At 49.5% G+C, this 24,928-nt stretch carries 13 protein-coding genes and 1 CRISPR repeat array; of the genes, 4 read left to right on the top strand and 9 right to left on the bottom strand.

Annotation, left to right across the window (positions count from 1 at the left end; all coding sequences use genetic code 11):
- Positions 1-38: 38 nt before the first annotated feature.
- Entirely contained in the window at positions 39-3,800 is a 3,762-nt protein-coding gene (locus tag PRUB_RS22685) for an ATP-binding protein (protein ID WP_010379958.1), read from the bottom strand.
- Between the two features lie 161 nt (positions 3,801-3,961).
- On the bottom strand, positions 3,962-5,131 hold the full coding sequence (locus PRUB_RS22680; protein WP_010379956.1) for a PQQ-binding-like beta-propeller repeat protein: 1,170 nt from the start codon (positions 5,129-5,131) through the stop codon (positions 3,962-3,964).
- Positions 5,132-5,505: 374 nt separating this feature from the next.
- On the opposite strand from PRUB_RS22680, the gene PRUB_RS22675 reads away from it, so the two are divergent.
- The gene (locus PRUB_RS22675) at positions 5,506-9,927 is read left to right on the top strand and encodes an AMP-binding protein (RefSeq protein ID WP_010379954.1); all 4,422 of its coding nucleotides are present in this window, start codon (positions 5,506-5,508) and stop codon (positions 9,925-9,927) included.
- 342 nt (positions 9,928-10,269) lie between these two features.
- Positions 10,270-10,467: a hypothetical protein gene (locus PRUB_RS22670; protein WP_010379952.1), complete on the top strand. Its 198-nt coding sequence runs from the start codon at positions 10,270-10,272 to the stop codon at positions 10,465-10,467.
- Between the two features lie 205 nt (positions 10,468-10,672).
- On the opposite strand, the gene PRUB_RS22665 is transcribed toward PRUB_RS22670, so the two are convergent.
- Both PRUB_RS22665 and PRUB_RS22660 read right to left on the bottom strand, forming a co-directional pair.
- Positions 10,673-11,902, bottom strand: a complete 1,230-nt coding sequence (locus tag PRUB_RS22665) for an MFS transporter (RefSeq protein ID WP_040644422.1) — start codon at positions 11,900-11,902, stop codon at positions 10,673-10,675.
- 217 nt (positions 11,903-12,119) lie between these two features.
- Complete coding sequence (locus PRUB_RS22660) at positions 12,120-13,550, bottom strand: S41 family peptidase (protein ID WP_010379949.1); 1,431 nt, start codon at positions 13,548-13,550, stop codon at positions 12,120-12,122.
- Between the two features lie 219 nt (positions 13,551-13,769).
- Between PRUB_RS22660 and PRUB_RS22655 the strand changes: the two genes are divergently transcribed.
- The gene (locus PRUB_RS22655; RefSeq protein WP_010379946.1) at positions 13,770-16,589 is read left to right on the top strand and encodes a hypothetical protein; all 2,820 of its coding nucleotides are present in this window, start codon (positions 13,770-13,772) and stop codon (positions 16,587-16,589) included.
- A 213-nt stretch (positions 16,590-16,802) separates the two neighbouring features.
- Here PRUB_RS22655 and PRUB_RS22650 read toward each other — a convergent pair whose 3' ends face one another.
- A complete protein-coding gene (locus tag PRUB_RS22650) occupies positions 16,803-18,176 on the bottom strand; it encodes a winged helix-turn-helix domain-containing protein (protein WP_010379943.1) in 1,374 nt (457 codons plus the stop codon).
- Positions 18,177-18,260: 84 nt separating this feature from the next.
- Positions 18,261-18,674, bottom strand: a complete 414-nt coding sequence (locus PRUB_RS22645; protein ID WP_010379941.1) for a VOC family protein — start codon at positions 18,672-18,674, stop codon at positions 18,261-18,263.
- Positions 18,675-19,089: 415 nt separating this feature from the next.
- Between PRUB_RS22645 and PRUB_RS22640 the strand changes: the two genes are divergently transcribed.
- Positions 19,090-20,553, top strand: a complete 1,464-nt coding sequence (locus PRUB_RS22640; protein ID WP_010379939.1) for a metallopeptidase domain-containing protein — start codon at positions 19,090-19,092, stop codon at positions 20,551-20,553.
- Between the two features lie 331 nt (positions 20,554-20,884).
- Here the strand turns inward: PRUB_RS22640 and PRUB_RS22635 are convergent, their stop codons facing one another.
- From PRUB_RS22635 to cas1e, 3 genes are all read right to left on the bottom strand, one after another.
- Positions 20,885-21,559, bottom strand: coding sequence for a hypothetical protein (locus PRUB_RS22635; protein ID WP_010379937.1), 675 nt, complete (start codon positions 21,557-21,559; stop codon positions 20,885-20,887).
- Positions 21,560-21,760: 201 nt separating this feature from the next.
- A CRISPR array of direct repeats spans positions 21,761-23,497; the repeat unit is 29 nt; unit sequence CGGTTTAGCCCCGTGCGTACGGGGAATAC.
- Between the two features lie 157 nt (positions 23,498-23,654).
- Positions 23,655-23,963, bottom strand: coding sequence for a type I-E CRISPR-associated endoribonuclease Cas2e (gene cas2e, locus PRUB_RS22630; RefSeq protein ID WP_010379935.1), 309 nt, complete (start codon positions 23,961-23,963; stop codon positions 23,655-23,657).
- A complete protein-coding gene (gene cas1e, locus PRUB_RS22625; RefSeq protein WP_010379932.1) occupies positions 23,960-24,889 on the bottom strand; it encodes a type I-E CRISPR-associated endonuclease Cas1e in 930 nt (309 codons plus the stop codon). The genes cas2e and cas1e overlap by 4 nt, the downstream gene beginning before the upstream one ends.
- Positions 24,890-24,928 lie beyond the last annotated feature (39 nt).

Genomic DNA, 24,928 nt, shown 5'->3' with positions numbered 1-24,928 from the left:
CATAAAAGGTTGAGTAGACTACAAAACCGAACAACACATTAATCCGATGCGTCGCGCATCGGAATGGTGATCAAAAAAGCCGTGCCCATGTTGTCTTCTGATTCCACCGTAAGCTCACCTCCTAATGCGGATTTAGTCAGGTTGTATACGACATTGAGCCCCAGGCCGGTGTTGCCGCTGCCGCGTTTAGTGGTGTAGAAGGGAATGAAAATCTGTTTCTGGATGTCGTCATTGATACCCACGCCATTATCTTTAAACATAATGGTTGCCTGGTTTTTTTGTGCACTCACCTGGATGTCAACACGCTTGTCCAGCGCTTCGGGCATGTCCGACTGATACTCAAAGGCATGAGCCACCACATTGTTGATTAAGCAGCCGATAATCTGACTGATAACCCCAGGGTCGGTCATCAGTTTTGGGTCATCTCCAAAGACTTCAATCGCTATGCTGTTTTGCGCCAGTGTGAACTCAAATGCCTGCATCAGCTCTTGCAGGTAGGTTTTAAGCTGGATCTCTCTGGGTTCCGATACGCTTTGCTCCGCAGACAGCTTTTTAAAGTCCTGGACCAGGCGCGAGCAGCGCTCCAGTGAGCTTTGTGTCAGAGATTCCGTCTCAAGGCTTAACTGCGCAAAATCGCTGATATCACATTTTCTGATCTTATTTTCTGCCAGTTTCTGCAAAATACTATTGGCGCCTGCCCCCAGTCCGGTTATCGCAGTTAAAGCAATCCCTAACGGCGTGTTAATCTCGTGCGCCACCCCGGTAACCACATGGGTTAATGAGGCGAGCTTTTCAGACTCTATCAGTCGCTCCTGCGCATTGATCAAATCGGCATGTGCCTGCGCATTTTCGATTGCCACAGCTGCATAGCTTGCGATTGTCGCCAGTGTTTGTAAATCAACGCTACGAAACGCTTTTTTACGATGGCTTTGCACGCTGAGACAGCCAATTACTTCATCTTGCAGCCAAAGTGGCATATAAATAATGGATTCAGTCGGGCTGCCAAACACCGGGGGTTTGAGAGACTGACCCAGCAACGCTTGCAGCGCGTCCTGACTGGGCACACATATCTCTTTTTTGTGTGTCACACACCAACAGGCCGGCCGCGACAAGTCGTCTAAAGGATAGGAAAAGCTTGCCTGACGTACACCATCTTCAAAACAACCTGCAACATGCAGTTCATCCTGCTCATGATCAACCACGGCAATTAAAAAGACATCACAATGCAGCAAACTGGTCACTTTTTCATGCATCATGCCCATCACTTCATCTAAGTCCAGCGATGTGGTGAGCTCTTTACCTATCTCCGCCAATTGTTCCAGCCGCCGGGTTTTGTCTTTCACCAACCTGTTCAGCAGATGTGTCTGCTGTTGTAAACGACGCACTCTGAACCTGACGATACCCCAGATACCTAATACCAACAGCAACACGCACCCCAGGTAGAATGCATGAGTCTGATACCAGGCAGGTAACTGCCTGACTTGCAGCAGTGTTTTCTCCTCTCCCCAATTACCAAGCGCATTGGTACTTTTCACCAGTAACTGATACTCCCCCGGCGGTAAATTGGTGTAGGTCGCACGGCGTTCTTTGGTATCCTGCCAATGCTCATCAAACCCCCGCAACTGATGCATATACTTCAGGTCCTCGGTTTGTTTGTAATCTAATGCACTGAACTGTATGGTAAAATTTTTAGACGCAGGTGGCAGGTCTAACTGTGTATCACTGATAATGCGCGTCTCACCATTCACCTCAGCGCTCGTAATCGCAATGTTGGGACGATACACCCAGGGCTGCCACTGCTGTGTATCAAACATGAGCACTCCGTCCGGGCAGCCAATCAGCAACAGGGTTTGAGCGACCAGATGCCCACCTTCGCCATAGCACAGCGCATAAATGCCCAAAGCTGAATTGATATTGTCCCAGCGCGATAACTTAGGGTAATAAATACTGCTGTCGTTCCAGATGCGCTGACGCTGATCAACCCAGATATTGGCACCCGCTCGCACATCGGCACGCTCAGACGGCAGCTGCTTGGCCTGAACAGGCCAGGTTTGAGTATCCAAATAGTAAAACCCCTGTAGTAGCTCATTGGTCACGATTAACTGGCCATTTGGATGAAATGCCACCCCGAAAGTCGCGGCTTTACTAATACCGCTGGCCGTCTGTGCTTCCTCATTAACCGCCAGCAAGGCCTGCGCTCCTTTACGCAGCACATACAAACCCGCTCGCGACGCAATCCACAAATTACCCTCGGAGTCTGTAAGTAACACATTTGAAAATGTTTTGTATGAGGCGGCCTCATTGCCAATTGTCTCAATTTTTTCTATTGAAAAGTCGTCCAGGCTGACGCGAAACAGATGGTCTGAGGTACTCAAAAATGCCTCATCTGTTGAAAACGCCATGCGTCTGACGGCGCTGCCAGCAAACTGCCACGGCATTTTAGTTGCTTTTTGTGTGGCCGGTTCAATCACAAACACCCCGACATTTGTGGCAGCCCACAACTGCCCGTCAGGCCCAGTGCGAATTGTAAATACAGTGGCCGCATCCAGCTCAGTGCCAGTTTTTAGCGGAGCAAAGTCATTATCCAGCCAGGAATACAAGGTGATACCCGCGCCCACGGTCCCAAACGCCAGATAGGCCTTATTGAGTGCAGCAATGGCACGAATGTTGTTGGTATTAAACGTTTTACTGAGAGAAGACCCCGCAACCAATCGCCTGATCGCAGTATGTACAGGGTCAAGCGTAAACACACCATCTCCCCATGTCGAAATCCAGATCACACCAGCGGCATCACGAAACAATGACTTTGGGTTAGTAGAAGCCAGAGCATGCGCAAACCCAGCTTCTGTATGAATAATGCTTTTGACCTGCAATGATTGTGCGTCTATCACCAAAATGCCCACACGCAGTGCAACAGCCCATATTTCCTGATCAGACACCTGCAACCAATCTTCAACATCCACAGGGGTTTCAGACACACTATCTGAAATTTGAGTTAGTGTATCCTCCGCTGTATTAAGGCGGTACATCCCCGCTGATGCCGTGCCAACCCAGACCATCCCGTTACCTGAAGTGAGTGATCTGACGGGCAGATCAGCCAGGGCTGCAATTTGCCGTGCTTGATATACCTTTGCTCTGCCTGGGATGGCGAGTTCACACAAACCAAAATCGCCCCCAACCCAGAGCGTTTGTGCATTTTGCCAGTGTAACGTATGTATGTATTGAGTACTAAACTCAGCACCGCACTCACCTTGCAGGGTGACGGCTTGCACACTAAACCCCTGACTGTCCTCGAAGATCAGGTCCAGCCCGGATGTGCTGGACACCGCAACGGTGCCCTGATTATTTCCCTCAATAGCAACCACACCATTACCAGCAAGGCCGTTTGGCGGCGTACTCGCAGCATTAATGCGAACAGCAGACTCGGTTAACGTGTTGAAGATACTGATCCCTTCTGAGGTGTGTGATAACCACAATCGGGACTGGCTGTCCATCCAGAAACCGTTAACCAGATTGCTGGCAATACTAGTCTGATCATCAACATCCAGATTGAAAGGTTTAAAGGTGTGTCCGTCGTACCGGTATATGCCCATATCTGTGGCGAACCAGATCAGGCCGCGTTCATCCTGCGCTATCTGGTAGACCCCCCACAGGGGCCACTTTTTAGTGTCTAACTTTTTAAAGTGACGTAAGCCTTTTTCAAATAAAGCGGTGTATTCGTGTTCTGGCGAGGCACCTGCAAACCCGACGCCCCCTGTCAGAAATAACACCACCACACCAATGAAAAAAAGCCTTTTCATTAGCTGAACTCTTCAGTCGATAACCCACAAAGCGTAGTCTGCTATGGGCCTCAGTGCAAAGTAACGCCCGGCATGACTAAACCCGTCCCTTATATTGCGTGGGTTCAAATCGGCCCTGAGATATATACTCAGGGCTCTAATTTGATTGCAGTTATGGTTAGCTACTCTTCAAAAACATGAATATAGCCATCCAAATCCGGCACGATCACTTTGCCATATCCGACCGCTGGCGCACCGTAAACACCACCATGAACAAAACCATTAATCTTCTCAGGCTGGTACTGCCATTGCTGCTCACCTGTGTGGCCATCTATCGCAAAAAAGCCTCTTTGGGTTGCAAACCAGCCTGGTTCATCATGGCCTGTTGCGCCGATGTACACAGTGCCATTTTGGGCAACTGGTTGGCCCCAGCTCCATCCTCCGGTTTCGAATTGCCAGATCAGGTCACCGCTCTGGGCGTGATATTTATTGAGTAAATTGGAATCTGAACTGCCGATGTAAAAATGTTCACCATCCGCAGCCGCTGTTGCCGACGACTCCACCCAGGAGCCACCCGGATAAGCCTGCTTCCACAGTAATTCACCATTGAGTGGATCAAGCCCATATAAATGGGTGTCACGGGAGCCAATCACCAGTACGCCATCGACAATGGCCGGGCTGGACGTCAATGCCCCCTGCGTATCATATTGCCAAACCCGTTCACCTGTATTCGCATCCAGCGCATAGACAGATCCATCCCAGCTGCTGATAAATACAAGCCCCTGGTGATGCACAGGTGTAGCGCGAATTTTACCTTCCGTTTTAAAGCGCCACAGCACCTTACCGGACGATCTGGCGATGGCATAAAGGTGACCATCACCACTGCCAATAAAGACTTTGTTACCCTGAACCAAAGCACTGGATTTACTGTAGTCAAATTCCCACGGTGCATGGTTAGCAGGCAAAATGCGCTGTACGTCCGCATCATTCAGACTGGTGCGCCATAACAACTTACCCTGCCAACGATTGAGTGCATATAAATAGCCATCATCGCTACTAAAGAAGATCTGATGATGTTTTATCGTAGGCTTAGATCTCACCAAACCGTCGGTTTTATAAGACCAGGCCAGCTTAGGCTGATCCACATTCAACGCATACAGATGGCCATCATCACTACCAAAATACGCGGTATGATCGCGCAGTGTTATGCCACCCCAATTTTCTCCTTTAACCTGATAACTAAACAGATAATCGCCACTGGCAGCAAATGCCGTCCGAGCGGCATCATAACTGAGCCCGACTGCCAACATGCTGATTAGTCCAAACTGTTTGAGTGTTTTAGTTGAGTTCATGGTGTTCTCCTTATGTAATTTGTCATCACAGTGGCGCAAACTACGCTTAAAGGTCCTGAAAACACTCTGAAACCTTCTTAAAGATCCTTAATGACGGCTTCACACCTTCATTTCAATCAACAAAAAACCATTAACCCAATGATTTAATTACTTTTAATATTAAACACGGTATTGAGCTCACACTTTTAGTGACAAAAATATGAAATAATTTATGCAGCTCCACATTCTTTGCGCATTTCCTTTCTAGCTTTAAAAGAAGCAAAGCGAACGAGCGCTTTGGCAACATTTTGGCACCGTTTCACGACACATTAGACCAGATGAGGCAGTTCTGGCAGCAGTGACTAAACGGCCAAGGCCACAGAAGGAAATTTGAAATGAACGAGTTAACCACCAAACAACAGGCATTGAACGCGTTTAAATCTCGCGTTGTCTCACAACTGGGCTGTCACGAGCTGGTGCATGAACAGTTACAAATCGCCACCGACAGCGCCCTGAACCCCGACACCCTGAAATACCACATCGGAGGCCTGTTTCATTTGCAGGGTGATCTCTGTGCCCGGGATCTGATCAGGCAGGTGACCTTAGTGTTTAACCACCTGTGCGGTCAAAGTGAGCTGGACTTAGATATGGCCCCGGAGCTTACGAGCCTGACACAGGCCAGAGCGTTCGCCGAGCAGTGCAAGCAACAACCGTTTGATTTAAAGCACGGTGCCCTGATCCGCATAGCACTGCGGCGAGCCGCACAGGGCGGGTACTACCTGGTCTTGATTGCGCACCACATTCTGCTCGATGGGCTGAGCCTGTACCGATTGTTTTGCAAAGCGCTGGCCATGTTGTCTATGTCTGTCGAGGAGATCACCACTGAGCTGGCACAGATGCGCTACGACAATACCCACAAACACGCTGCCCGCCACCTGACATTCTGGCAAACATACTTGCAAGACTTACCTGATTTTATGTTTGACTATATCCCACCAGCACAAGCGAGTAAGCATACTCTGAGCACACACTTTTCGGTGCCCAATGCTCAGATAGATGCCCTGGTCGATCTCTGCCAGCAACACAAAGTGGGCTTTCACGTTTACATTGCCCATCTACTGGGGGAGTTTTATCAGCATCACTTTAAACAGTCGGTGGTCGTTGGATACGCACTGAATCATCAACGCCGTGATCAGTACAGTTATGGCATGTCATCTAAAGTACTGCCACAAATAGTGCCGCCTGCCGCAGACACTTTTGTTGAGTCGGTAAAATCGCTGCAAGCCGACTTCAATCAGTTGTTCAGAAAAAGTCAGGTGCCAATTGGCGAAATTAATCAATGCGCTGCGGTATCGGCCAGTGCCCGCACTCTGGTATACGATGTGATGATCAACTACCTCAACCCCGGTGCTTTACTCAACATAGAAGACGTGCACCTGGCCAGTGAGATGCTGGTGCAATCCGACCATGATCATCCCATATCAGTCAATCTGGTTTACAACGAGCACAGTACAATGGAAGTGATGCTGAGTGCCAACCCCGCGTACATTACGTCTGCACACTTACAACAGCTTAGCGAATTACTGTCGCATGCGCTGCATCAGGGAGCACAACAAACTTTGCAATTTAACCGGGCTAAAGAAATCCACTCTCAGCCGGAGTGGCATATTATGCGAGGTAAATCACAGCCGTTGACTCCCGCAGATCTGCCCGCCCGGATAATTGATACCGTGATCGGAGAAACACCTGAAAACATCGCTATCCGTGATCACCAAGGTCGCACGTTCAGTTATCTGTGGTTGCAAAAACGCCAGCAAAGTATTGCTCGCTGGCTGCGCGCAAACACCTTACCACAACACAATGTGGCGGTCCTGATGGAGCACACTGCTGAAATGGTCGCAACCATGCTGGCCTGCTTACACACAGGCCGAGTGATAGTCCCCCTGAATGCCGACGCCGAAGCCAGCTATGCCCAAGACATACTCACCCGAGCCAAAGCGGACTGTGTCCTTGTCGACGACCCACACTGGGCCAGTGCGCTCAGCCAGTTTAAGGTTGTCACCACAGAGTCTGTTAGTAATGTGTCCCACCACCCGTCTGACGACACAGATGGCCATACTGTGTGCCTGGATTCACTGGCTTATCTGGTGTTTAGCTCAGGGACTACGGGTGTACCCAAAGGCATTATGCTGGCACAACGCACCCTGGCAAACTTGTGTTTGCATCACCGTCTGGACCCCAATTTATCTGCGCCGGCACAGGTGCTGAACACCACAGCACTCGGGTTTGATGTGGCTATCCAGACCATACTCATCACCTTGTGTTGTGGCGGCACCCTACATCTCACCACATCTAATGTGCGCAAAGAAGCGGCCAATATTCTCGATAATGTCGTCACCAATCGAATTTCAAGGCTCATAGTCACTCCCAGCCTGCTGCACATTCTGGCAGCGCAGGCCAGCTTTAGCGAGCATGCATTTAGCACTTTGCAACAGGTGATTGTTTCCGGCGAACAAATGGTGATGAGCGAGCAGGTACGCACATTTTTAGACCGCTCAGGCGCGACTTTAATCAACCAATATGGTCCTGCCGAGACACATGTGGTTACGCAACACAGCGTCCATGATTTGGCCTCACTGGCCAATGGCGATGCAGTGCCCATCGGTCGGCCCATATGCAATGTCAAACTGGCGATCCGCCAAAATAGAGCGCTGAGCGGAGATAACCTGGGAACCCTTTATATTGGCGGGTCCAGCGTGGCACTCGAATATATTCAGGCACCACAACTCAGTGCAGAACGTTTTGTGCACTTACCAGCGTCCGCCAGCTCTGGCTTGTTTTTCAACAGCCGGGATCGTATCGCCACGTTGACCAATGGCAGACTGCTTTTCAGTGGCCGGGAAGATGACTCAGTCAAAGTTCGCGGCCGCTTTGTTAACCTTAAAACAGTAGAAAAGCTGCTTATGGCCATCGATGGTGTGGCAGATGCCTGTGCGACCACGTACCGCAGCCACGGTGTTATGCGTTTACTGGCCTTTGTCACCTTATCTGGCCATCGAGCTAATCTGAGTTCACTGAATGTCAGGCAAACCTTGCTCGATGACGCCCCAAACTGGCTGGTCCCGGACACTCTGGTACCACTCGACAGTTTTCCAAGAACCGCCAACGGTAAGGTCGATACCAGAGCGCTGCTGGCCGAGTTTGAGCAAATGCAGCAGATCTGCGCGCCTGAACAGGATAATCATGCTCATCAGAGAAGTCAGGTTGAGCAGAAGGTTTTGCAAGTACTGGCGCAAAAATGTGGTGTTCACCCCCGCACCCTGGATGAGGACCTGCGCACTTGCGGCATGGATTCGCTGAGTATCATTATTTATCTGACCCATCTGTCCGAAACCTTTGGTCTGCAACTGAATACCGATGATTTTATTGCTAACCCCAGCGTAACGACTATTGCCGCCTTTATTCAGGCCGGACAGAGCTCGTCTTCAATGCCTGCCGCTCCGGGTCAGAAAGTCAGAAAACTGGGCAAAACCAGTGCGCCAGCAACCTTCACACAAAGTAATATTTTTCGACAGTGGCAACAGGGCAATCTGTACAATATGTTTCAGTGCTTTGTTGTACAGGGCGCCGTTTGTCCAAACCGCATGCGTCAGGCCTTTGCGCAACTGGTGTCAGGCACTGAGCTATTTAACAGCCGCTTTGAGATGCGCGATGATACGCTGTGGTGTTGCAGCAATGACGTCGACGTGAGCAATCCATTTGAGCACATCGATCTGAGCGATCTGGACCAACAAGCAGCACTTGATGAGCTTGAATTACTCTGTAGTGCACAAAAAAGTCATCGTTTTGCGCTCGAACAGGGTGAGCTTATCCGTGTACAGCTACTCACCTTAGGACACCAGCAGCAGTATCTGCTGTTAAACATTCATCACATCATCACCGATGCCGTTTCCAACATTAATATCATAAGTGAGCTAAAGCGGTATTATGATCAGCATGCAGACAATACGCCCGACGCACAATCGGTGGACTTTTTTGACTATGCCTGGGAGGAACAGCGTTTCTTCGCATCAACTGAGGGTAAGCAAATTGTCAGTGACTATCAGGCCGAGTTTAAGCGCCATTCACCTTATCCCAGGTTCAAACACCTGAACGGTGCCCTCTGGACACCCTCGCTTTACCATACCCAGTCTTGCACGCTGGCAGGATTCTTTGAGCAATCCGCCACACAAACCGGGGTCAGCCAGATCCAGTCACTGATCGGCGCCCTGTGTCAGGTATTTTCAGCACACCTGATAACACCCGAGATCCTGATGGCGGTGACCTTCACCGGCCGTACTTCCCGGGAAACCCGTGACATGATAGGGCCGCTATATAAAGTTGCCCCTTTGCTGGTTAAGCCCGATGAAACGCTTGATTTCAGTGCCTCAGTCGCCTCAGGCGTGGCCAAAATCTACAATGAATGTGTGCCCGAGTTCACCCAGGTTATTGACCAGCCCTCGCTAACCGAATATCTGCCCTACTTCAAACTCAATTACATTACCAACAGTAATCAACTGCTGGCGCTCGATTTTGATGGCTTTACGCTGCAACCCGAAGACCACGGTGATCAGGAAGATGTGATAAAAAATATGGGGGTTTCACGTCGGGTGCCACTCAATATCGTGGCAGTGCAATCTGGTGAGAACCTGGTGATGAACTGGCATTATGTCGAAGGCGCTTTGTCTGACGCTATGATAACCACCATGGTAACCCGTTTTTCAGCGCTACTCAGCCCAACTGAACAGGACGGCGCATTGCGGTGCTATGGGGACTAACTGACCCAGCGAAGTGCGCTAATTTCAAAGCGCACTTCGCAGCACACTGACCGCCTGGTCAGTGTGTTTTTGTCAACTTGTGCTATCGCGAAACCACCGAAACAAGTATCTGATCCCGACTAAAGAAATGGCAATAATGTTAAGTTAATGCTGACACAATATTACAAACCATAATAAGTTGAAGTAGCAATCATTGATCTTTTGGTGTTTGCATCACCTTCCTGCATCACGCTGGATGGTGTTTAATTTTGCAAAACAAGATGCTGCCGCCTGGTCTCAGCAAGCTTTACTTTGGCAGTGCCCAGGGTGGCAAACTAATTGAGATTTAAAGGAATTAAAACAATGAAATTAAAGCTGAACAAAAACCATATCAAGGTCCTGTCCGGAAACTCTAAAACCCTGCCAATAATGCAGACGCCCAATGTGGCAGGTGGCAAGTACATGCAAATTACAGACGAAAAAAATACTGTGGCACTAACGCTGAAAACAATGCTTGTACCGGTGCTGGTTGCAGCAACGAAGTCTGATCGCTTCCAATAGCGCTCATCCTTTTTAGTACCACTTTAAACGGCCTTCGATGCACTGATAAATCAGTCAGGGGCCGTTTTCTTTTGCCTTTTGCCTGCTTCCAGATCCAAACCACAACCAGAATCGCAGGGCATGACTGTCATTCTGTCCTTACTTATCAAGCCAAAAGCGCTAAGAATTTAACGGAGCGACTGCATGTTGCAGCCGCTCTGGCTCATTACACGTCAGACACTGTGCGAGGGGTGGCTTTTAGCTTAAGTTCGGCCACTTTATAAAACGCCAGGGCCGCGAAGGAGGTGAGCGTTGTCAGCACAAATAACATTACCCCGCTCGATAAATCCAGCACCAGGCCGCCTAAAATGGGCGCAAACGCATACCCTAATGAACACAAACCTGCCGCACCAAAATAGCTTGCCTTCAGGTTATCAGGCGCCAGCCTGTCTACATACACATTGATATTGCTGAACATAATCGCTTCGCTCAGGCTCAGCACAATCATCGCCGTTATCCAGCCCCAGGTATTGTGCACATCATTCAGGGCCATCATCACTTGCGAGACTACCAGGATCGCGCCGCCCAGATACAGCCTGTGCTCTATGCGCCAGTTGCGCATCAGGTGTAACAGCGGAAACTGGCAAACAATGATCACGGTGGAATTAGTAATGATCACCGCCGAGATCAACCAGGCAAGCTCAGGGACCTCAGCGCGGGTAAGGTATTGCACCAGGCTGGTATCACACTGCGCATAAACAAAGTACACCAGCGTCGTTGCCACTAATACCACCAAAAAGGTACTGTCTTTATTGAGTATTTTCAGCCATTGAGAGAACTTAGGCGCAGACTGAGTAGCCTGCACGGTACTGCCACTCTTAGGCCGGAAATACACCAGCGCCACCAGCAGCCCCAGATAAGACACCGCAGTATAAATAAAACTAAACTGCTCACCATTGAGGCCCGCCCACAGGCCATAAAGCGGGCCCAGCGCAGCCCCTACATTGACCAAAAAGTACAGTAAATGCAGTGCCAGCTCCCGGTCTTTGGGGTTAGCCAGCTCCTCAGTTAGCAAAGCTTTGCTCGGTGCTTCCCATAATGTACGTGGCATACAAGCCAGAAACACCGCGACGGCAAACAGCCATAACGCATTAGCCAGGGCCAGCAGGGTAAAAGACCCCACCCCTACCAGCACTGCCACATAGAGCATTTTAGTGCGGCCAAATCGATCTGCCAGATTGCCAGTATAAAACCCCAAAAACACGGCCAGTGTGGCTGAACCCGTTAACAACAGCCCGACCTCAGTGGCACTCAGGCCATAACTTTCATACAACATCACCGCCAGAAACGGCCACACCATATAGTAACTGGCGCGAACAAAAAAATTGCCAATCAACATCACCCAGACTAAAGGCGTAAAGCGCGAAAACTGCATTGGTAAACTACTTATATCCATATTTTTCCCTAGTATCGTTATTTTTATTGCGGCCAGACTAATTCCTCAAGTTAAGTTTAGGTCAAACTTAATTTAGTCTTTTTTAATATTGTCATCATACCATCACGCAAAATTGTGCAAATAATAATAAAGACTCTGGGTATCAAGTTTCGAAATCAAAAATGCGGCTGTTGTGGCCGCATAATCAGGCTCTCATAAACAACTGGATGACCCAATCTTAAAGAGCGCGGGATGCATTCAGCGCTGTGGCCACCCATTGGGCTTTACTCAGGCCCTGCTGAGCAACCTCAGTATCCGGTTGTACTGGTGTCATTTGTTTTTTACCTGACGGACGGTCCAGGATAAAGCGCGGTGCAACGGCACGTATCCCGGTATGCTTGAGCGTCAGAAACTGGATCCCGCCACTTTGCGAGCTGCGACCACCGGTTGGCGTGCCCACCAAAGTCGCCAGGCCATAGTCCTGAATGGTGTTTGCAAACAGTACGGATGATGAGTAGGTCAAAGGTCCGGTCAACACACTCACCTTACCTTTAAAGTGCACACTTTTATCCTCTTCTGGCTGCGTCATCTTGGTCAACTCCCCTGACACGACGGAGCCGACAACCTCACCCGGATCACGATACTTCTGCAGAATTCGCACCTGATAGGTCGAGCCATGACGGTAAGGTTGAGTGGCGATATATTTCAGTACGCCCTGTTTCCAGAAAATATCATCCCCGCCGGTATTGTCAGAAATATCTATCATCAGATGCTGAGTCTGCGCTTGGTTCAACTGAGCAAATGTGTCCGCCATAAAGCGAAAATAGGTATCCGGGTCGTCCCAGCCAAACTGCTTAATGGTTAAAATGGCCTGCTGATTGTCGAGCAGTTTGAGGTTAAAGTTTTCTTCGAATGTGCGTTGCCTGATACTTTTGGGCGCCTTATTCAGTGCGGCAACCTGCACCGTCTGGCCCGTGCCGAGCGTTAGTGTAAATGCGTCTGCAGCACCGTACATCAGCCGGTAGGTCATAGCAAATCGGCGTGCCAGTAAGGCACCGCGAAACGCCAGGTTATCACCTTCAATCCGCTCCAGCAAAGTTGCCACCACTTCAGTCGCCGGTACGCCATTAATTTCGGTGATGTATTTTCCGTCATGAGCCGATGGGGCACCACCCAGTTCACTGACAACGCTCAGACCATGCTCACTCACAGAAACCTCAAACGGAAACAAGTTTATCCCCTGCGTGACCCACTTTCGCCACTGTGCATTGGTACCATCTCCAATGCTCAGGTGGCCATCCGCCATCATACCGTTGAGGCTGGCAAACTCACGCCATACCTGTTCACCGGTCATCGGTTTGTCCAGCGTGTCACGCAATGCGTCCAGCCGGGCATAAAACGCATCAATATCATGAATACTGTGCGTCAGGTTCGGGTGTGTGGCATGCACCCAGTGCGTCCATTGATCAATATCCGCCTGAATTTGTTCTGCACTGTATCGCTCAGAGAAATGCCCCAGTGTCTCTTGTGCCTGAACAACCTGGGTACCAAGCATCAGCACCACGGCTTTAACCAGTGAAGAACTTAACCGGCGTCGGAACCAGGCAACTACGCCCTTAGTGTGCTGTTCAGGAGCCTGGGCAGAAATGGGCGCGGTATTCGTATACATATCGGTATCCTTTGTATTGTATTTGTTGTTTGTCGTCATGGTTACTGATTGCAGTTTACATACCAAAATTAACCACAATAAAATCAATGCATTATAAAAATCATATCAATCCCGGACGGACAGCGGACAGTCCGCGGACGCTTCTTGCTTGTACCCATTTTGGTTGATGTTATCTTTTCATACTGTAATATGGTGTGGAATTTTTTATGGAGAAATAAAATGCAGTATTTCGCGGTTGGCATGCTAAGCATGCTGGGTATGATAGGAACAACCCACGCAAACCTAGATATCAGTCAGCTCAGTGCCTATAAAGTAGCTGAGCATGAATACGTGACTTACGAGGGGTCTATTGGTGTCTCAAAACTTGCAGGCACAACCCTGTTTGATGAAGGTACTGAAGGCATTTCGCTTTACCACGTCGACAACCAGGGCATTACCTTTAAACGCCAATACCCAAAATCACATTTCGTTGAACCGACAAACATTGTTGTTGAATATGAGCTATCTGACGATGGTAACAAACTACTGTCAATTGACAGACATAATGAAATTGCAAAAATCTGGCAGATCAACACAGACTTTTCACTTGCGCTCATAACAGAGATCAACTTCAATACGCCACCCGAAGCAATGACATTTGTCGAACTTGATTTTCAGGATGGCCATTATATTTTGTATGGTCAGACAGAGGAAAACACCTTTGTTCGCACCGTATTTTACTGGGATCAAGCCAACGACCGCTTTTCGCAACAAAGCCGCTCAACCCTCAACAACCCAACCCCACCTCACGAAATCGCATTTCACAGCTACCCAGAGCAGGAACTGATAATCGCGATATCACCACAAACCCTCTTTGTATATAAACAAAGTGCACAAGGGTTTGAACTCACGCTACAACAGGACTTTGATTTTGGCAGTCAAGACCGCATAATGAGCAAGCTGGACACCATTAATCATCGCCTGCTGGTACATAACTGGACAGAAACCATCGCGTTAGACCTGGATGCAGATAATAACGTCAGTGACGTCACCCTCCTTGCGAATGCGTCTATGTTTGGACTTAATATCACGGCTCATAATGTACATCCGACTGCGGATCACATCATTGCCCGTACTTTGCACTGCTTACATACCCTGAATTTAAACGACACCAATACCTATACGGCCACGCCATTGCTGTGTAACTCTGCCATCGACACAATCAACGATATCAACCCGGACGGCAACAGGCTGCTTGTTTCTGGCGGAGATATCAGTGTTGTTGATCTCTCAAATATCAATGACGTTGAGATCATCACTCGGCCAATAGAGCAAGGGCGCGTAAAAACAGCAGGCAATGGCAATGTGAACCTGCCTTTAGGAGAGCACAGCAGTCTGAATTACAATCGCACACTGCTGACACACACCCATTTAACCCCTGAGCTTGGCCAGACTTTCGTGTCTGAAAGCCCGCTGACATTAGATACAACCGCTGAATGCAGATTCGCTTGTCAGGCCTGGTTCGCACTGGGCAAAGAAGTGGTGGCGCTGAATGAAGACCAATTTATTCGTTACAGTGTAGAGGGCGATGAGGAAACCCTGCATTCGACCAGCGGCACGCTGACTTTGGCTGACAAACTCCCTCTTGAGCGCTGGTATAAAGCCATTGCACTGAATGATACAGACTTTATACTCATTGACGGCACCTCTATGTTTGTCTTCACCAGAACGGAAGCGGGCTTTGCACATAAGTTTACTCAACCGCTGGAAACGCCAATTGATTTTAGGTTCTTTGGTGATAGCGGGGCCGACTTTATCTCTAAAAATAACCAGCTGCATATCTTCGACAGAGACAACAAGCAATTGGCACACTATGAATACACTGGTAATGAACTCGCTTACACCGCCACACCTTTTGGCCCACTTGACTCGGGCGCCCTTTTTGAACGTAACCTGGCGGCTTACATGCTCAACGATCGCCTGATTGTGGAAACTGTCCGCGGCTATCTGGACACAAAAACCATTAAACTATTCAAAATTGAAGACAATACACTGATTGAAGAAGCCAGTCTGCCAGGTGCACTACTCGCACCGCCACACTCACTCAGTGCCGAGCAGATGGTCCTTTTTGTCGATCAAAGGGACGATAAGGTCTTTGTATTCGATGCATCGGTTGACGACAGCCTGATTGAAGTGGGTGACTATACTGGCTACGATGGAAGTTACACAGCAAAAGACCAGCTGCTGCATTTTTATGGTCAGGGCAGTGTCTTTATCGGTGAAGCACTTAAACCACTTTCCGGTACACTGGACATTACCACCTTGCAGGGTGTTGAAGCAGAATTTGACCTCAATGAGCTGTTTAACGCCGCACTCCAGGGCAAACTGACGTTTGCAGCGGAGAATTTACCACTAGGACTGACCTTATCTGAACAAGGCATTATGCACTTTGACGGCACTGAGCTGTACGACACGACGATTGCGGTTGATGTCATGGATATCCATCAGAGAAGCGTTACTTTTTCTGTGCTCAATAGCTATGTCCCGGGTCCCCAGGCCATAGACAGCTTGCTGATTGAAGTCACGCAGAATGAAGCACACACCGTGGATCTGAAAACCCTGGTTACCGACGCTCTGGCAGTCGCAGTCAATGACGTTGTGGGAGACATGACTTTGTCTGACTCGACTCTTACCATAACATTCACAGAGCCCGGTGAGTATCAACTGCCTTTCAGTGCAGTCAACGTGCAAGGCGCCATCACAACCCACATTCTGCAATTTGATGTGTCAGAGCAAGCCAGCGATCAGGGCGACGACTCAGATGCTGAAAAAAATCCAGACGATGGGGAACAGGATAGTGGCAACGGTGACAGTGAGGGTGGAGAAACGGAAACTAAAACCGACGAAAACACCACATCAAACACTGGCAATGCCAGCAGCACGACCAACACCGCCAGCACTGCAAAAAGTGAGGGTGGCTCAGGTGGTAGTATGGCCTGGTTACTGATGGCAATGGCTCTGCTGTTACCAGCTCGCAGTCGCACCAGATTAATGCGTTAAACCACACTGCTTAGGCAAAAAAGGCGCCATCGGGCGCTTTTTTTATACCAATTTGCTAAATTAAGTGGTCTATTTTGAGGCGAGAAAATAGGGTCGATAACAAGGCAAAAATTTTGCTATTTAGTTGCTCTAAATGAGAAATTTTTAACGCTGTTAGCGTCCTATTTGCTCCTTCAAATAGACCAGGTATTAAGTGAAATTGGTATTATGTGTTTAATGGGCAATGATCCCCAGTCGCTGGACGAACTGCTGATACGGGGGGTACTCATGCAATGGCGTAAACACCGGATCCACCGCTGCCCACAGTACGGCGTACTGACGCGCCTCAAAAGCCTGATTCAGGTAATTCACAGCGATTTCAGGCTCACCCGCCATGACCGCGTAACGTGCCAGGGAAATGGGCGGCGTGTAATGACCAATCTCTGCACGCAGGGGATCTTCGGTTAGCAACCAACGATACACACCGGGCAAACCCTCACGCCTGAATACCGACTCAACCTGCAACATGAGCTGTGAGCTGTAACCTGCGTCTTGCATAACCCATTTCATCTGCGCAAATGCGTCATCATGCTCTCCGAGTTGTTCGTACACAGTACGTAAACACGTGTGATAAAAGCGATTGCTGTCGCTGTAAGGCTGTAATTTCAGCAGTGCATCCAATGCGGCTTCGTGACGCTGGCTCATGGTATAGACCCAGGCTACACTCTCACTGGAATACCCGTTTGGCTCCAGCAACCGATACTGCTCAATGTGTTCCAGCGCGCCCTGAAAATCCCCTCTCGCCAATAGGTATTGCCCGTACCAGTGATGCCCTTCGGCATGGGGTAAAGCAGCCCTGAAGTAACGCCTTGCAGCGTGCGGGTCAAAGTCGATCAGCATGACCAGTTGAGCCATCAGCAAATTGGCTTTCAGATGTTCAGGTGACTTGGCCAGCACTGCTTGGAGCAAGGCATTGGCACGATTACGATTACGGGCATGGCGTTGCGGGTCGTCCAGTAGCTGACGTAAATAGGCATCTGCCAGCCACACTTGCGGCTCCGTCAGATCAGTGCGCCTGAGTGTCAGTTGCTGTAACAAAGCGATACTCTGGTCAATGGCAGCGGGATCGTGATTCAGTAAATAGCGTGCTTTTTTAAATTGCTCTGCCTGTTCGGGCGACATGGGCTCAGGTGTCGACAATTGGCGAAACTGGCTGGCCAACAGCACCACGCCCAGCAAGCAAATGGCGGCCAGGATCATCACAGCCCCTGAGAACAAGGGCTTGTCTTCGCCTATATTTGGGCCCACCCAGCGGTAGCCAACTCCTGACACCGTTTTAATGTACATGGGCTGTTTAACGCTGTCGCCCAGTAACTTACGCAGACCATTCACAGTGACATAAATGGCGTCTTCACTCACTACCCGACCCGGCCACAAAGTATTAAAGATCTGCTCTTTCGTCACATCCTGACTGGCATGTGTCATGAGCAATGTCAGCAGCGCATATTGCTTATCATCCAGCGAGATAACACGCTGACCACTATGCAACTGCTGATGCTGATGGTTGAGCACCCACTCTGGTTTTGGAATGATGTTGACCGTCGCCATCCCGGCAGCCTCTGATAGAACCCTTTCTGACCACCGATAATAAAGTAAATTTTTTGTAAAGTCTCGTACCGATTTATCGAAATATTAATCACTGTTACGCTCAGCGGGTATATCACTCATATATTCAACAAATTCCACTTCAAATCCTGCCGGGTCAATAAAGTACACATTCTTGCGATGCGGATGCTGGGTCCCCTGTTTATCTACGGCATACCCGGCTTGGACCAGGCGCGCAACCACCCTGTCAACCGACTGTACCACATAGGCAAAATGCGCCAGCCCCAGCGAATGACCACTCAGCTCCCGATTACTGCCCTCACCGTGATCGCTCAAGGCAAGATAGTGATAATCATCGCCAAAATGTAACCAGTTTCTGGGTTTGCCGTGCCAACTGCCGCTTCCTTCGCTACGTACACGCCAATGCGGAAAAGCAGCCTGATAAAAATTTAACATCTGCTCGATATCGTCAACAACCAGATTTACGTGTTCCAGATACATAATATGTCTCCTTATTTATTTTGCATTGTGCCATTGAACAACCGCAGTACCTGCGCGCTAAACGATAAATGATTAACCGTGAACTGTTTCATGTCCTGACTCCTTTATTGATGTGCAGCCAAGATAAAATCTCAAGCTAGGTTGAGGTAAAGCATTTTTTGATTTTCTTTTTCCCGGGTCGTTACCGTGCTGACAAACATCAAAGAGCACTTGAATATTGTATAAAATATAATATATTTATTCCTCTTCTGTTTATTTTACATACAGAAGACACAGGTTTGGATCCGCACACGTGCTAAAGCATTTATTTATCCAATTGTTTATTAAGGATTAAATGTAAATTCGAGCGCAGCATGTCCGGGCCACTCAAAACCGCATACATGCGGTTAATACAACAACTGTAAAGGAAAAAACGATGAATCTGGTTAAACACTCGTGGTGCATACCACTGCTTGTTTCGCTCAATGGCCCGGCTATCGCAGCCCAGCTGGAAGATAAATGCGCCACTTCAGCCCCCTTCACCGGCAGGACGTTGCAAGATGGAGAAACCGTCTGTCTGCCAACCAGCTCACGCACCTACCTGAGCGTGGCGAATTTGGACAACTATGACAACGTTGCCATCAGTACCGCTTACGGCACTGGTGACCTCAACCTGTATGCCCGCAGCGGTGGCTGGCCCAGGCTGGACGGCAGCGATCCCAACTCCTCCACATCTGGCAACAAGGAATGTATTGTGCTGAAACGCCCCGCTTCGTATTGGGGCTATATCACACTGGATGGCAGCCACAGTGGTAGCTCTATTGTGGTCGATCTGGGCGCTACTTCCTGTCGAACCACAGATACCACAGAGCCGCCAACAGAGCCCCCGGGTGGCAACGACGGGTACCCATACGATCATGTCAATATTCAGGTATATCGCTTTCAGTTTAGCGATACCTCACTGACATGGCCGACTATGGAAAGTGACTTACAAGGTGTCACCACTTACTACGATCAGCAGTCTTATGGCCGTTTTAATGTCACTTACGACACCAGTACGCCCATCATTCACATCAATCAGCCTAAGAGCACCTATGACAACGACTTCCATGGCTGGACCGCCCTGTGGAAAAGCCAGATCAGAGCACTGGGTGTTGACCCGGATGCCCCGGGCAATGCCCAGGTGGTGATGATGGTGGCACCCCAGGTAGGCAACTTTAACTCCAGTGCCGCGCCACCGAGTATTTCGCTTTACCACCACACAACAGGTGTGATTGCGCACGAACTGGGACACGCACTGGGACTGCGCCATGCCAAAGCGCTGGAAGCAGGTCCGGGTAAAGTCATCGGCGTGGGTGATTACGACACAGAGAGCCTGAACTATGGCAATGTGTACAGCATGATGGGCATGGGCGCTCACTCTTTACAGGCATACAACTTGTTGTACAAACACTTTTTTGGCTGGCTAACCGACAGTGAAGTGCCGGTGATTAATGCCTCGGGTACCTACCGTATTTATGCTTTTGACCAGGCCGCAAATAACCAGGGATACATTGGCCTGCGCTTAAAGTCTGGCAATGGCAAATACACTTACTGGCTGGAATACCGTACCTCCCACGACCGGTATACCGATACGCAAAACGGCGTGCTGATCAACTTACAAGGCTATTTTGAAAATGAAACTGATGAGCGATTCTGGAAAACCACTTCCTATCTGCTGGATATGACCCCGGGCTCCAAAACACCCGGCTGGTGGGGCGATGACCAAACCGACTCTGAGTTGATCATAGGTCAGAGCTATACCGATCACTGGGGCGGATTTACTATCACACCGACCCGCAAAGGCGGCACTGTCGGTACGCCCGACGCATGGATAGAAGTACAGATAGAGCTCAAATAAAGCAAATACTTAGCGAACGCATTGTCATACCAACAAGATAGCAGGGCCCCTCCTGCTATCTTATTTTAATGTACACCCTCGCATTACAGTTCCACAATGGTAACGATTCCACAGGACCTGAGCCCATAAGCCGTTAAACACACAAGCTAAGTGGATACCGAAAGCCTGAATTAAACAGGCAAGTGTTCTTAAACACGACGATAAAATAGGGAGACAAAACAGAACTGGCAGAAGGAAAGCTAAACGCAGACAGCCAGGTGTTCATGAGAAAAGCGGATACCCAAGGAAAAGCAAGGTCAGCGCAACATGGCTGACCTCATTTGATAAGCAATTAAAATGCGTACTGCAGGTTTACACCCCAGTTGCGATACTCATCCACATAGCGATATTCCGTGTTCACAGACCAGGCTTCATTGAAGTGATAGCCCACAGCCAGCAAACCGTACAGACTATTAGGCGCTTCGCCTGACAAATGTTCGTAGCCCACTGCGGCTTTGAACGCCAAATTTTCAAAAAAGACTTTCTGATATTGAACACGCAGGTCCCAAAAATCTACATCTCTGGAGCTACTGGCATAACGCAAGTCCGAGTTTGAACCATCGCTGCGCTTGGTCCAATATTCAGAGCGGTAATCAAGCTCCAGTTTACCAAGCAACAAACCCACATCAATCGTTGAGGCAGTGTCCAGGTCGAAGATAAAGCCACCACCCAGACGATACTGATTCAGTTCATACTCGTCATTTGAATACATGGTGCCAAAGCCTTCAAAAAGGTCAACTTCAGGACCGCTTCTTTCAAACTGCTCTGCATTTAGTTCGAAGTAAAACTCGTTGACGCGTTTACTGAGGGTGAGTTGCATACCACCAAGGGACAAGTCCGAGCTTTCACTGTGACGTTTATAACCCGCCTCAACATAATCATAATTTACCGCCTGAGCTTGCTCTGCCATGGCACTCGTACCACACAACAACAAAGCCAAACCGGCCAAAGAAGGTAACTGCTTCATATCAATCCTAAATATGTACCTAAAAATGAGCGCGACATTGTATTGATTTTTCGGCAAATAGCCAGTTATTTAATAAAACCCCTAAAAATACACTAGAAGTAAGCAAAACAGCGCCTTGCAGGGGGAAAATGCTTAGCAAAACCCTTAACCCCGTATGTACGGGGAATACGCAACGACATTTTACGCCTCTGCTGAGAAGGTCGGTTTAGCCCCGTGCGTACGGGGAACACTTATCAGATCTCTCAAGTCTTCGAGATTTTTGCGGTTTAGCCCCGTGCGTACGGGGAATACGGCCGCGTCCAGTTTGGCCTGCAATGCCTTCTCGGTTTCGCCCCGTGCGTACGGGGAATACGCCCGCCCGCACCCCGACTTTGCGCGGCAAGACGGTTTAGCCCCGTGCGTACGGGGAATACCAGCCTGGCACGGTGCGCCAGCATTTTCAGGTCGGTTTAGCCCCGTGCGTACGGGGAATACACTGATGCTGCGGTTTGCCCCAACGATATAACCGGTTTAGCCCCGTGCGTACGGGGAATACTAAAACCACCTGTTTTTTCTTTAACTGAAAGACGGTTTAGCCCCGTGCGTACGGGGAATACGTGACAACATTATCAAATCAATGGTTAACCTACGGTTTAGCCCCGTGCGTACGGGGAATACCGGTTTACCTCTACTATTTGACTGACAGTGTACGGTTTAGCCCCGTGCGTACGGGGAATACTTGGCTAAATCCAGTCCGATGGTTGATGTTTGCGGTTTAGCCCCGTGCGTACGGGGAATACAGGTGACGGGCTTCAATGCTGTCACTGACAATCGGTTTAGCCCCGTGCGTACGGGGAATACGAGTTGCACAAACTATCTGCAACGCAATCGACCGGTTTAGCCCCGTGCGTACGGGGAATACGATGGTGTGCTGCCATGCACTCCCCAGCAGCGCGGTTTAGCCCCGTGCGTACGGGGAATACGTCATCTTATGTCCTTTTCTTAATCACGGTTGCGGTTTAGCCCCGTGCGTACGGGGAATACTAAATTTTGCATAAATGCAAATATACACCACACGGTTTAGCCCCGTGCGTACGGGGAATACGAACGGCGCATTTCAATGATTTGCTCATAACACGGTTTAGCCCCGTGCGTACGGGGAATACCCAATGGTGAAATCCCGCATTTGGCGCGACACCGGTTTAGCCCCGTGCGTACGGGGAATACCTTTTCGTGCGAAAATTGAAGATAAACCATGGCGGTTTAGCCCCGTGCGTACGGGGAATACGCAATAGCCCCTTCGCTTGTACTTATAGTTACCGGTTTAGCCCCGTGCGTACGGGGAATACGACACTGTTGGCTCTATCAGCAACATTCGTCACGGTTTAGCCCCGTGCGTACGGGGAATACAGACGATGACAGCGCAGGTACCAGGCACCCGACGGTTTAGCCCCGTGCGTACGGGGAATACGAGCGGTGAAAGGTGTGATGTTTACATTAATGCGGTTTAGCCCCGTGCGTACGGGGAATACATCATTGCGTATTCAAGCAGAGATGAATATTTCGGTTTAGCCCCGTGCGTACGGGGAATACCCCTGGAGAAAGGTTAAAATAGCTTTTTACATCGGTTTAGCCCCGTGCGTACGGGGAATACGCATACGACGCGTTGGGCGGGATGGCCAATACCGGTTTAGCCCCGTGCGTACGGGGAATACTGTTGGTTCGATAGTCATTATAAGCATCTCCACGGTTTAGCCCCGTGCGTACGGGGAATACTCACAGAGTCACGGCCCAGTCTATCGATATCGCGGTTTAGCCCCGTGCGTACGGGGAATACTCCACAATCTCTGTGCTGCCGGTGAGCATCCACGGTTTAGCCCCGTGCGTACGGGGAATACCAATACTATCAGGTCAGGTACATTACCAATCGCGGTTTAGCCCCGTGCGTACGGGGAATACTCTAAAATTATATACTTGTTTTTCATAAAGAAAAATCACCTACCAAAAGTTACCAAAAATTTGGGGTACAAACGTACCTCTCTTTATGAGGTAAAAATCTGAATCACCAAGTTATTAAAGAGCAATAAATCACAGATAGAATGGCAGGAATAATTCGTTAGTCCCCTCCCTGACTGTCATCAGCTCTTGGGGTGTACTTCACCAGTCTCAGCCCCTGAAAATCCACCGGCATTCGGGCATTCTCACCATAAGTGATAAAATCAAAACCCGACTCGGTGTTGGTTGCCCAGGCCATAACTGCATTGCCGTCTTCAGCCAATTCACTCACCTGAAACCAGATCATTTCGCGAACACGCTTGCTCACGTCACCAACATACACACCAGCGCGGATTTCCAGCAACCAAACTGCAAGGCGACCTCTTAGCCTGGGCGGCACTGCCTCCGTCACAACCATGCACATACTCATAGTGGGCCTCCGCTGCGATGACCCTCATCACCTATCGACTCAGGTTCCGGGAGTGCGGGTGGCTGTGCATCAGCATAAGGCTCGGGTGGCGTGATCTCACCGGCGGCGAGCACTTCTTCAATCAGCGGGATTAGCCGGGGCAACACCTTGTCTTTTCGGAACGCTTCGCGACAGGCAAGCCGAACCTCTCGATCCGGTGATTGTGGCCGTCGTTTGGCAACTTTAAACGCCACAGGTACAACGGTATCGAATTTAATAATGTCAGCGATATCATAAACAAAGGATAATGGTTTACCTGTGTGTAAAAAGCCAATGGCCGGGGCATAGCCAGCAGCCAACACAGCGGCTTCGGTAACACCATACAGGCAAGACGTAGCAGCGCTGATACACTGATTAATCACATCACCCTTCGCCCAGTCTTTGGGATCGTAGCGTCGGCCCTGCCAGCTGACCTGATACTGCTTGGCAAGCAGTTCATAGGTTTTGCGTACACGCGTGCCTTCAATACCCCGCAACTGATCAACCGAACGTCGCTCCGGTGCCGGTTCGCCAAAGCGTAGTTCAAACATTTTGCGTACCACTTTGAGCCGCAAGTTCTCATCAAGTGCCAGCTTGGCCTGATAGAGCAGCTTATCGGAGCGTGCACCACCGGGCTGCCCTGCCGAATAAAGCCTGACGCCCGCTTCGCCCACCCAGATAAGCAAAGTGCCCGTGGTCGCTGCCAGCTTCACCGCTGCATGACTCACCCGCGTACCCGGCTCCAGCATAATACACACCACAGAGCCCACCGGAATAAGCATTCGCTCACCATTTACTTCATCAATCACAGCAAATGCGCCGTCGCGCATATCAATACGCCCCATACCGATGAAAATCATTGAGTTACGATCTTTGATTGGAATAGGCTTTAAAGGAAGAAATGCCATTCCCTGCACTCCTGAATTGAATAAAAAATTAGTGAAGAA

The sequence above is a fragment of the Pseudoalteromonas rubra genome (assembly GCF_000238295.3).
Taxonomy (GTDB): Bacteria; Pseudomonadota; Gammaproteobacteria; order Enterobacterales; family Alteromonadaceae; genus Pseudoalteromonas; species Pseudoalteromonas rubra.
The sequence above is the reverse complement of the archived record's forward strand: the minus strand, read 5'-3'. Positions and strand labels throughout refer to the sequence as shown.

Bases quoted from the DNA above. Each gene is read 5' to 3' on its own strand.
- PRUB_RS22655 (WP_010379946.1), top strand. From the start codon at position 13,770: ATGCAGTATTTCGCGGTTGGCATGCTAAGCATGCTGGGTATGATAGGA.
- PRUB_RS22680 (WP_010379956.1), bottom strand. From the start codon at position 5,131: ATGAACTCAACTAAAACACTCAAACAGTTTGGACTAATCAGCATGTTG.
- PRUB_RS22640 (WP_010379939.1), top strand. From the start codon at position 19,090: ATGAATCTGGTTAAACACTCGTGGTGCATACCACTGCTTGTTTCGCTC.
- PRUB_RS22635 (WP_010379937.1), bottom strand. From the start codon at position 21,559: ATGAAGCAGTTACCTTCTTTGGCCGGTTTGGCTTTGTTGTTGTGTGGT.
- cas1e (WP_010379932.1), bottom strand. From the start codon at position 24,889: ATGGCATTTCTTCCTTTAAAGCCTATTCCAATCAAAGATCGTAACTCA.
- PRUB_RS22665 (WP_040644422.1), bottom strand. From the start codon at position 11,902: ATGGATATAAGTAGTTTACCAATGCAGTTTTCGCGCTTTACGCCTTTA.
- cas2e (WP_010379935.1), bottom strand. From the start codon at position 23,963: ATGAGTATGTGCATGGTTGTGACGGAGGCAGTGCCGCCCAGGCTAAGA.
- PRUB_RS22660 (WP_010379949.1), bottom strand. From the start codon at position 13,550: ATGTATACGAATACCGCGCCCATTTCTGCCCAGGCTCCTGAACAGCAC.
- PRUB_RS22675 (WP_010379954.1), top strand. From the start codon at position 5,506: ATGAACGAGTTAACCACCAAACAACAGGCATTGAACGCGTTTAAATCT.
- PRUB_RS22670 (WP_010379952.1), top strand. From the start codon at position 10,270: ATGAAATTAAAGCTGAACAAAAACCATATCAAGGTCCTGTCCGGAAAC.
- PRUB_RS22645 (WP_010379941.1), bottom strand. From the start codon at position 18,674: ATGTATCTGGAACACGTAAATCTGGTTGTTGACGATATCGAGCAGATG.
- PRUB_RS22650 (WP_010379943.1), bottom strand. From the start codon at position 18,176: ATGGCGACGGTCAACATCATTCCAAAACCAGAGTGGGTGCTCAACCAT.
- PRUB_RS22685 (WP_010379958.1), bottom strand. From the start codon at position 3,800: ATGAAAAGGCTTTTTTTCATTGGTGTGGTGGTGTTATTTCTGACAGGG.